General features: G+C 48.7%; 8 protein-coding genes and 2 pseudogenes. 7 read left to right on the top strand and 3 right to left on the bottom strand.

Annotation, left to right across the window (positions count from 1 at the left end):
- The 7 genes and pseudogenes from A3751_RS07830 to A3751_RS07800 all read left to right on the top strand — a co-directional run.
- Positions 1 to 235, top strand: a pseudogene (locus A3751_RS07830) (hypothetical protein); the annotation flags it as partial.
- Positions 232 to 1,503 carry an NAD(P)/FAD-dependent oxidoreductase gene (locus A3751_RS07825; protein ID WP_068454037.1) on the top strand — a complete coding sequence of 424 codons (1,272 nt, stop codon included), beginning with the start codon at positions 232 to 234 and terminating at the stop codon, positions 1,501 to 1,503. The pseudogene A3751_RS07830 and the gene A3751_RS07825, both read left to right, overlap by 4 nt.
- Positions 1,503 to 2,411: a DUF1365 domain-containing protein gene (locus A3751_RS07820; protein ID WP_068454035.1), complete on the top strand. Its 909-nt coding sequence runs from the start codon at positions 1,503 to 1,505 to the stop codon at positions 2,409 to 2,411. The genes A3751_RS07825 and A3751_RS07820 overlap by 1 nt, the downstream gene beginning before the upstream one ends.
- Positions 2,404 to 3,654 (top strand): cyclopropane-fatty-acyl-phospholipid synthase family protein, encoded by a 1,251-nt coding sequence (locus A3751_RS07815; RefSeq protein ID WP_068454033.1) that lies wholly within the window; start codon positions 2,404 to 2,406, stop codon positions 3,652 to 3,654. Before A3751_RS07820 ends, A3751_RS07815 begins: the two co-directional genes overlap by 8 nt.
- Before the next feature lie 57 nt (positions 3,655 to 3,711).
- Positions 3,712 to 4,236 carry a DUF2878 domain-containing protein gene (locus A3751_RS07810; protein WP_197466230.1) on the top strand — a complete coding sequence of 175 codons (525 nt, stop codon included), beginning with the start codon at positions 3,712 to 3,714 and terminating at the stop codon, positions 4,234 to 4,236.
- A 94-nt stretch (positions 4,237 to 4,330) separates the two neighbouring features.
- The gene (locus A3751_RS07805; protein ID WP_068454029.1) at positions 4,331 to 5,104 is read left to right on the top strand and encodes a hypothetical protein; all 774 of its coding nucleotides are present in this window, start codon (positions 4,331 to 4,333) and stop codon (positions 5,102 to 5,104) included.
- 10 nt (positions 5,105 to 5,114) lie between these two features.
- On the top strand, positions 5,115 to 5,519 hold the full coding sequence (locus tag A3751_RS07800) for a hypothetical protein (RefSeq protein ID WP_068454027.1): 405 nt from the start codon (positions 5,115 to 5,117) through the stop codon (positions 5,517 to 5,519).
- Between the two features lie 34 nt (positions 5,520 to 5,553).
- Here A3751_RS07800 and A3751_RS07795 read toward each other — a convergent pair whose 3' ends face one another.
- The 3 genes and pseudogenes from A3751_RS07795 to A3751_RS22695 form a co-directional block, all read right to left on the bottom strand.
- Positions 5,554 to 6,558, bottom strand: a complete 1,005-nt coding sequence (locus A3751_RS07795) for a DUF523 and DUF1722 domain-containing protein (protein WP_197466229.1) — start codon at positions 6,556 to 6,558, stop codon at positions 5,554 to 5,556.
- Positions 6,559 to 6,658: 100 nt separating this feature from the next.
- A complete protein-coding gene (locus tag A3751_RS07790) occupies positions 6,659 to 9,805 on the bottom strand; it encodes an efflux RND transporter permease subunit (protein WP_068454026.1) in 3,147 nt (1,048 codons plus the stop codon).
- A pseudogene (locus A3751_RS22695) lies at positions 9,802 to 10,214 on the bottom strand (efflux RND transporter periplasmic adaptor subunit); the annotation flags it as partial. The pseudogene A3751_RS22695 and the gene A3751_RS07790, both read right to left, overlap by 4 nt.

The following is a 10,214-nucleotide window of genomic DNA, read 5'->3' as shown; positions in this document are numbered from 1 at the left end:
AACAGAGAAAAACGACTTTGACATGCCCTTTATTGTTTCAAGTGAAGACGCTGCCGAGATCATCGCCAAGGGTATCGATAAAGGGACATTCGACATTGCGTTCCCTCGCATGTTTATTTGGGCGTTGAAGGCAGTGTCTAAACTGCCGAGCAAACTCCGTTTTGCGTTATTAGGCAAAATGTCCCGTCATGAATCACAAATGATCACAGAATCTAAAGGAAGTTCAAAAGCATGATGACCGAAGTTCAGTCGTCACAAAAAATCGCCGTCATTGGTTCCGGTATTTCGGGCCTCACGACGGCCTACCTTTTAAGCCGCCGTCATGAAGTCACGGTGTTTGAAGCGAATGATTACTTGGGTGGCCATACCCACACCAAACATATAGAGCNTGGTGGCCGCCGTTTTCCGGTGAATACTGGGTTCATCGTGTATAACGATTGGACTTACCCAAACTTTATTAAGTTGATGTCGCAGCTCGGTGTGCAAACGCAAGAGTCGGACATGAGCTTTAGCGTGCATGATGAAAACAGCGGGTTGGAATACAACGGCACAAGTATCAACACCTTATTTGCTCAGCGCGTGAACCTGTTTCGCCCATCGTTTTTTAGAATGGTGAAAGACATCCTACGGTTCAACAAAGAAACGGTTGCGGCGTTGAATCGGGGCGACGACTTGAGTATGACCCTCGGTGATTACATAGAGGCGAACGGCTACTCTAAGGGTTTTCGAGACTACTACATCATCCCGATGGGGGCAGCGATTTGGTCTGCATCCACCGATGTGATGATGAATTTTCCGCTTGAGTTCTTTCTACGTTTTTTCAACAACCATGGCATGCTTAGCGTTGATGACCGCCCAACTTGGCGGGTTCTGTCGGACGGCTCGAGTGCCTACGTTTCTGAACTAATCAAGCCTTTTGAAGAGCGCATTCGTTTAAATACTCCCGTTCAGAAAGTGATACGAAGTAATAACAAGGTCGTGTTACGTACAAAGAATGGCGATGAAGAATTCGATCAGGTTGTGATGGCGTGCCACAGTGACCAGGCCCTCAAGATGCTTGCAGAGCCGACAGCTTTAGAACATGAGGTGTTGGGGGCGATACCGTATCAGGAAAACGAGGTGGTTTTGCATACCGATGAACGCTTGATGCCAAAGCGCAAATTAGCTTGGGCTGCTTGGAACTACCATATTCCACAGCGCCGGAGTGAGCATGCGATGGTCACCTACAACATGAACATCTTACAGAGCTTTGAAGATGCTCCGGAGACCTTTTTGGTGACGCTTAATCGCAGCACTGAAATCGACGAGAGCAAGGTAATCGAGCGTTTTAATTATGCGCATCCAGTATTTACTCAAGATGGCGTTGCTGCGCAAGCACGACATGGAGAGATTAGCGGGCACAACCGAACGCATTACTGTGGGGCGTATTGGTTCAACGGGTTTCACGAAGATGGCGTGAATAGTGCCTTGCGAGTGGCGCAATTATTTGGAATCACTCTGTAATGACGGCTTCGACGGGGGTAAAACACAGTTGTCTCTACAAAGGGTCAATTCGCCATCGTCGCTTTACGCCGGTCTCGAACGATTTTAAATATGACATGTTCATGTGGTTTTTGGATCTGGATGAACTAGACGCTCTCGTTCAAGAAAGTCGTTTTTTCAGTTTTCGCCGCTGGGCTCCGTTTCGCTTTGTCAGGGAGGATTACTTCGGTGACAAAGAGCAGGACCTGAAACAAGCGGTTATCGCGTCCGTCACATCGTTTTTTACACGCAACGATGTTCCACACGAACCGATTAAATCGGTTCGTGTATTGACGCACATCCGCTACTTTAATCTGATATTCAATCCGGTGAGTTTTTATTATTGCTTTGACGAGCACGATGAGTTGCTTGCCGTACTGGCAGAGATTACGAATACGCCATGGGGTGAACGGCACGCATATGTTTTGCCCTTTATCTCTAAGAGTGAACGCGATACCGACGTATATCAAAGCGCAGACAATGCAGCGCTCAACGTGACACACCTGCGTGAGGATGCAAAACGCTTTGACTTTGATAAAGCGTTCCATGTATCACCGTTTAACCCCATGAATATGGAATATAACTGGGTGTTCAAGCAGCCATCTGAAAAGCTTGCTGTTCACATGGAGAACACCATGAGTAAGGCAGCGCACGATCGTTCTGCCATTGAGAAACATTTTGATGCCACGCTAGGTATGCAACGTGTGCCTGTTGCCGCGGCTGCATCCGTCATCCTCAAACAGCCGTTTATGACCCTGAAAGTCGTCTTCGGCATTTACTGGCAGGCCTTGAAATTGTGGCTCAAGCGTAGCCCGTTTTATGATCATCCATCCTTATCCAGCGCTGATACAAACTTAGCGAATGAGAAAGCAGGAACACACTATGAATAGTCAAACAACCACTCTTCCAACAAGCCAGGGTTCCAGTTTTCAGAGCTTGGCCAAAAAAGCCGTTTTTAAACAACTCGAGAGTCTAGAGTATGGCCAGCTTGTCATTATTGATGGTGGAGTTAGGCACGTATTTGGCTCGAACGAGGGCAGCGATATTTATGGTGAGTTGAATATTGTTGATCGTGCCTGCTACGTAGATATTTTGACGGGTGGAAGCATCGGTGCAGCGGAAAGTTACATGACGGGTGATTGGACGAGTCCCGATTTAGCGGCGTTGATGCGTTTAATGGTCCGCAACATGGACGTGTTGGATGGTATGGAGGGCGGGCTCGCTAAACTCTCTAAACCTGTTCTGAAGGTGATGCATCGCCTGAACCAAAATACGGTGAAGGGCTCAAAGCGAAACATCGCTGCGCACTATGATTTGGGGAATGATTTTTTCAAGACCTTTTTAGACCCAACCATGATGTATTCGTCTGCGTTGTTTCCGAGTGAAGATGCAAGCTTGGAAGAAGGCTCGTTAAACAAGCTGCGTACGATTTGTGAAAAACTCCAATTGAGCAAAACTGACCACGTTGTCGAGATCGGAACGGGGTGGGGCGGCTTTGCAATCTATGCAGCACAAAACTATGGGTGCAAGGTCACCACGACCACTATTTCACGTCAGCAATATGACTTGGCTTGCCAGCGCGTCAAGGAGGCGGGGCTCGAAGACAAAATCACCTTGCTACTTGAGGACTATCGAAAGTTGGAAGGGCAGTTCGATAAGCTGGTGTCCATAGAAATGATCGAAGCGGTTGGGTGGAAGTTTTATAACACCTACTATGAGACCTGTTCACGTCTTCTCAAGCCGGACGGTTTGATGCTGATTCAGGCGATTACCATTACCGATCAGAGATATGAGCGCGCTAAGCGGGATGTTGATTTTATTCAGCGTTATATTTTTCCTGGCAGCTGTATTCCGTCTTTGACTGCGTTGTCTTCTGCAATGCGCGATAGCTCAGATCTTCGCTTGGTTTCTCATCAGGATTTTGCTGAGCACTATGCACGCACGTTGCATATGTGGAACGAGGTCTGTAAACGAGAGTCTAAGGCGATCAGTAAGCTAGGCTACAGTGAGACTTTCCAGAGAATGTGGGAATTTTATTTGTGTTATTGTGAAGGTGGTTTTGCCGAGCGCTCAATTGGCGTTTCGCATTTATTGTACGCCAAACCGGCATTTAGAGGCGAAATAGTCGCTTAGTTCGCCATCTGTTAGAGAGGATGCATTGCGCGCCAAATGAATGATAAGTCGAGTATTATGACGCATAAGATTATCAATGCCGTGACCTTTCAGGCACTTTGGTTTACCGCGATATTGTCCGGTTGGTTGTATGCGCTTCCGTTGCTTTTCGTCCATTTGGGGCACTTTCTTTACGCCGAAAGAAGGGCAAAAGTACGCCTCGCGTGTATTGCATTGGCCGCGCTAGGGATGATGGCCGATAGTATTTTTGGTGTTTTTGGCATCTATCAGTTCAACGCTGGTAATGTCATGGTTATGGAACTGATCCCCCTGTGGCTCTGTTACATGTGGCTTGGCTTTGTGACATGCTTGCCTATCTCTCTGTCTTGGCTGCTGCGCTCGCCCGTCGTTTTGCTCGCTTTCTTTTCTATCGGTGGTGCGCTCTCTTACATCGCAGGGCGGAAGCTTGGTGCGCTCGACTTTCCTGATTCGTCGATCCCCTTTATTGCTGGGTTGTGGTTTGTTGTCGCCAGTGTGGTGTTGCTTGCGATCAAACAACAGCAGAGACAAGGCTCGCTTGGGCTTTGCCTTCAGAGCGATTAGCCCACCGGGATCGTTCCATACTGTCTTAAGTAAACCGTGTTACTCCGTCTTGCGTATTTCTAGTACAGTACAGTCAAGTACCCAGGAATGATTGATGCGATATTTTAGCTTTAAGTCTCTACTTAATTTTATTTTCTTTGCGTGTGCTTTCTCTCTCGCCTTATCTGTAAATGCGCAACAATTCAGCTTTGTTGGTAAAGCCACTGACATAGAAACGGGGGCGCTGCTATATAGCGAGGAGCACGCCATTTCACTTGATTCCGAAGGCGAGTATCTTAGTAGCGAAGTGCGCTACGTGGCTGCGGATGGATCGCTCATCGCGAGTAAGAGCCTTGATTTTGAGGCGAGCCAAACAGCCCCAACCTTAGATTTCCAATATCAGAATGCGGCCTTGCGTTATGGCTCAGAATATAGAGAGGGCATGTTTGTTCTCAAAACAGATCGATCCGAGATGCTCAAAGAGGACAGGATTTCCTTGAAGAACGACGCTTCGTTTGTTGTCGATGGTGGGTTCGATCGCCTGCTCGTGAAGCGTTGGGATAGCCTGCTTTCAGGAGATGAACACGAATTCGATTTTCTCGCTATTACGCGCGGATCCACCATCGAGTTTGAACTTAGCGTTGTTGCTCAAACCAGTGAGCGAGTGCGTTTTCAGATCAAGCCGAGCTCTTGGGTTATAGGCTTGCTGGTCGATCCGATTTTTCTGGAATACGACCGAGAGTCACGTTTGCTTATGCGTTATGAAGGGTTAACGAATATCGCTCTTTCTGATGGTGATGGAAATGCTGTCGCGGTCATTCAATATTTTTACGATGAAAAGGCCCGCTTTCTCGCTCTCAAGCGCATAGAAGCGGCTTCGGCCAGCTAGGAGAACGCTTATGTTGATTTTAAGGATCGTTGCAGGACTTTATCTTCTTAGCGGGCTTTGGTGTTTGATTCGACCGGACTTGGCGGCGAGCTATGTTGGCTATGAGATGACCGGCGTGGCGGCAACAGCAGAGTTCTTTACGGTTTACGGTGGTATTCAGTTGGGTCTTGGCATCGCGATGCTGTTGGGGTCTTTCAAAGAAGGATTTCAGGAGGCGACACTTTTTTTTGCCTTGGTTTTTTCGCTGACGCTGATTGGAACCCGTTTGATCAGTTTTATTATCTATCCCGAGGCCTTGGGCCATGTCGGCGCGTGGCTAATGGCAGAGATTGAGGGCTTTATCGCGCTTGCTCTAGGCGTTGCCTATTATAGAGCTGCACATCGCCAGCAAGTGATGCGCAGCTCTATGATCTAAGGCGGCAGTTAGACTTTCTTTCAAAAACGCCTCGCTACAAGGTGTTTAGTAGCGTCAACTCCGAAGGGTGAGGGGCGAGGTACTTGCAGTTGTTGACGAAGGGCTTGGGGTGGCGGCGAAAGTGATGTCGCATTAGGACGATCGGAACGATCAGTGGCACTAATCCTTCCCGATATTGCAAGATCGTTTCGACAAGCTCTGCCTTATCTTCTTTATCGATATCATTTTTAAGAAAGCCCTGCAGGTGTTGCAGTACGTTAACGTGATTTTTACGTGTTGCGCGGATCTTCAGAATTCTCATCATTTCGACAAAGTAGCACTCTGAAAGCGACTCCACTTTGGTTTTGTTTCCGTTACCAAGCATGGTACCGAGCGCACGCGTTCGATCTTGATCGTGACTTAAAAGAGCGTATTTGTAGGCGGAATGGAATTCCGTCAGTGCCTTCATCGTGAGCCCATTTTCAATGAGGTCTAACCAATCACGGTAAGCATAAACGCGCTTGATGAAGTTCTCTCGAAGCACTGGATCGCCCAAGCGGCCCTCTTCTTCGACCGGCAAATTGGGAAAATTGCGCAGCAGAACTTCGGCGTATAGACCGGCACCAATCCGCTCGGGCATGTTCTTTTTATAAACCTTCACTCTCTCCATGCCGCAACTCGGAGAGTCTTTTTTTAGAATGTAGCCACATAGTTCTTGATGCCAATGCGCTTGCTGCTCGGCGTTATCTCGCAGCCGCTCAGTGACGTCGTGGCCTTCGGTTTTGGTACCGACCGCACGAATGCCGTCTTCGGCCTCAACCAGTCGAATTGTTTCTCGTGGGGTGCCTAGTCCAATGGCCATTTCAGGGCAAAAAGGCCGAAAGGTAAAGAACTCGCCAAGCGTCTTCGTAATGTAAGAGTGATGTTTATGTCCAGTATCAAAGCGGACCTGTTCACCGAGTAGGCAGCTACTGATACCAATCTGAATGCGATCCTTATCCGGAAAAGCCTCTGCGGTATGTTGCATTGCTGGGGTCGAAGTATTCGCTTCGCTATTCATACAGTCTCCTTGGCTATTTTCCATATTTGAACAATTCGCTTGATTCTACGATGCATCACTCGCAGCCGATTGATTACTGGCGCGAACGTCGTAAAGAAGTTTAGTCAGAACTGATCGTTTTGCCGCGTTTGTTTCTCCACCAAGCGCTGGTGTTCGCGCCCAATACCAATAACGAGGGCGTCAACAACAGGGTCAGCACCGTAGCAAAACCCAAGCCCCCCGCAATGGCGCTTGATAGTTGTCTCCACCACTGTGTTGATGGCGCACCGAAGCTTACTTCGCGACCAATAAAATCAATATTCATGGCGAGTACCATTGGAATTAAGCCAAGAATTGTTGTGCCCGCCGTGAGCAATACAGGTCGTAGACGAATCTCTCCGGTTGCGAGCGCGGCGTCAAATGCAGAATAACCGTCTTTCAGGTAGGAGTTGTAGGTGTCGATCAACACGATGTTGTTATTTACGACGATACCGGCCAGCGCAATAATGCCCAAGCCAACCATGACCACCCCAAAGGGTTGGGCGGTAATCAAAAGGCCGAGCAGTACGCCAAAGGTTGAAAAAACAATCGCGCTAAGTACTAAAAAGCTTTGATAAAAACTGTTGAATTGAATAACCAGAATGAGCAGCATCAAGAAGATCGCCAAAATGAATGCCGTTAGCAAAAACGTCATGGTCTCTTGTTGATCCTGCTGCTCGCCTTTTAGTTTTAAGCGAACATCTGGCTTGAATGTCTCGCCTTCGACCGATGCAAAAAGCGCTTCAATTTTGTCTGTTGGCAGCAGGCCTTCTTCAACATCTGATTGCAAGGTAATGGCGCGCTTGCCATCCGCTCGTTTGATGGTGCCCGTTTTAGGTGCGGCCTCAAGAGAGACGAAGTTCCCAAGAGGGACCATGCCGACGCTCGTTTGAATTCGAAAACCTTGTAGTGACTCCAAAGTACGTTTGTCATTTGGAAAACGGATATTGATGTCAACTTCCTCATCGGTGTCGTCAGGTCTATATTCGGCGACCTTTACACCATTTGTGAGCAGTTGAATCGCGGTGCCGATTAAGACGATGTCCGCACCGGCGCGTGCCGCATCTTCACGGTTCACTTCGACTTGCCATTCAATACCTGGCAAGGCACGATCGTCTTCGATATTTTTAAAGCCGCCAATCTTGGACATGTGCGCGCGCAGCAGATCTATTGTTTCATCAATGTGTTCGGGATAGATCGCAGATACCTGAATTTGAATTGGCTTTCCACCTGATGGGCCGTTTTCAGCCTTGCGAAACTCTAATTTTACGCCGGGAATAGATTTCGTCATTTCTGCCATTTCGGCCAAAATAGCGCTAGCAGGTCGTCGTTCATCCCAATCGATAAATTGGAAGTCGACGGTGCCAATAACATCTTCTGTGAGTTGTCCATCAGGCTGGTTGAATGAGCGGGCGTAAACAGATTCCAATTCCGGCATACCATAAAAGAATTGTTCCACTTCTCGCAGAATAGCGTCTTTCTCAAAGACGGATAAATCACCACGCGCATATACCAACACTTTGGCGCTCTCTGGCTCGACTTCCGGAAAAAACTCAACGCCTTTCCCAAATGAACCGTAGGCGAACATGATCACCACAACAATGGCGATATTGGCAAACAGGGTGAGAGCGGGTCGTCGAAGCATGGAACGCAGCAGATGAGAATATGCCTTGGTAAAGGCGTTCTCTGCTTGATCGCTTTCCTTCACGGCCTTACTACCGCCAAGTCCAGCACCGAGAACCGGTAAGAATATAAGCGCGACGACGAGAGACGCACATAAACAAATAATCACCGTGATGGGCAGAAACTTCATAAACTCGCCGACGACGCCTGGCCAAGCAATCAACGGCACGAATACCGCAAGCGTTGTTGCCGTGGAGGCGATGATCGGCCATGCCATACGTCGAGACGCTTTTGAAAAGGCACGCGCGGGGCTCAGCCCGGCTTCCTGATTTCGAGAAGCGAGTTCAGTAACAACGATCGCGCCATCAACCAGCATGCCCACCACCAGAATCAAACTGAACAGCACGACAATATTCAGTGTTAAACCCATGGCGTTGATAATCAACATGCTGCTTAAAAATGAAGCGGGGATCGCAATGCCAACGAGAATGGATGAGCGGACGCCAAGGGCACCGACGATCACAATCATGACCATGATAATGGCACTTATGACATTATTCTGTAGATCTTCGAGCATGGTGATAATGTCTTTCGACTTATCGAAAATGATGTTGTGCTCTAGTGTTTCTGGCCAATATTGTTTCTTCTCAGCCACAATCGCTTTTATGTCATCGATGACCTGGATGATATTGGCGCCGAGGCGCTTTTTGACTTCAAGGGTGAGCGCTGGCTCGCCATTTACGCGTGCGAAACCGCCTGGATCTTTGAAGGTACGCCGCACAGTCGCAACGTCTCGAAAGGCGACGACTGTATCGTTCTCGATCTTGATGGGCATCGACATAATGTCATCGAGGTCTTCAATAATACCCGAGACCTTTAGAATTTGACGGCCCGAACCATTATCGATCGCTCCAGCGGCGACCAATCGATTATTTCGAGAAACAATCGATAAGACGCTTTCAAAGTTGATGCCATAGGTTTCAAGCACCAATGGATCAACCACCACTTCTAGCAGCTCTTCGCGATCACCACCGATGTCGACTTCTAACACGCCGGCTAGTGCTTCGATGTCATCGCGCAAATCGCGCGCAATGGCGAGCAGATTGCGCTCTGGTAACGGCCCGCCAAGGCTCATGCTCATTACTGGGAAGAGGGCAACATTAATTTCGTTGACGGTTGGATCATCGCTGCCCTCAGGTAGCTTCGATTTTGCGCGATCTACTTTCTCTCGAACATCCTGTAAGGCTGCATCGCCATCAAAGCCAGCATCGAATTCTAATGTGACCGAGGCATGACCTTCGCTCGCAACCGCGCTCATTTCTTTGATGCCCTCAATGGACTTAAGCTCTTTCTCCATTGGGCGAACGAGGAGACGCTCGGCATCTTCGGGCGAGATACCCTCATAGCCCATTGATACATAAATATAGGGAATGGGGATGTCTGGCTCTGACTCTTTCGGGATCGTGTTATAGGACTGAATGCCGGCGATTAATAAGAAAAATAGGATTAGCAGCGCGGCACGGCGTCGTCGAATCGCCCAGTCGACGATATTGGGTTTATGATCGTCCGAGGAGCTGGTAGCGCTGAGGTCTGTTTTGGCAATCATGCATCACCCTCGATGCTCACTTCGACGGTTTGACCTTCAGCGACAAAGGCTTGGCCTACTACAATGAGTCGCAGCTGCTCAGGTAAGCCGGATAACCAAACGCCATCACTGTCGTTTTTGATGATCTCTACCTCGTGGCGAACCACTTGATTGTTGTCATCCACTGCATTGACGAAGATGCTGCCATCTGCCGCAAGCGAGAGTACAGAAGACGACACCTTGTGCGCTTGCAGTTCGCCAAGGGTAAGTCCGACAGAGGCGCTTTGTCCAAGCCGCATGTTTGCCGCCGGTTTTGCATTCGCTTCGACGCGGAATGTGCGTGTGGCAGGATCGGCATAGCTGGATATGTAGCTCAGCTTACCCTCGATACGTGTTCCATCGAGAAGCTTGGCGGTGAGAGTTTGGCCGA

Source organism: Oleiphilus sp. HI0080 (assembly GCF_001635135.1).
The sequence above is the reverse complement of the archived record's forward strand: the minus strand, read 5'-3'. Positions and strand labels throughout refer to the sequence as shown.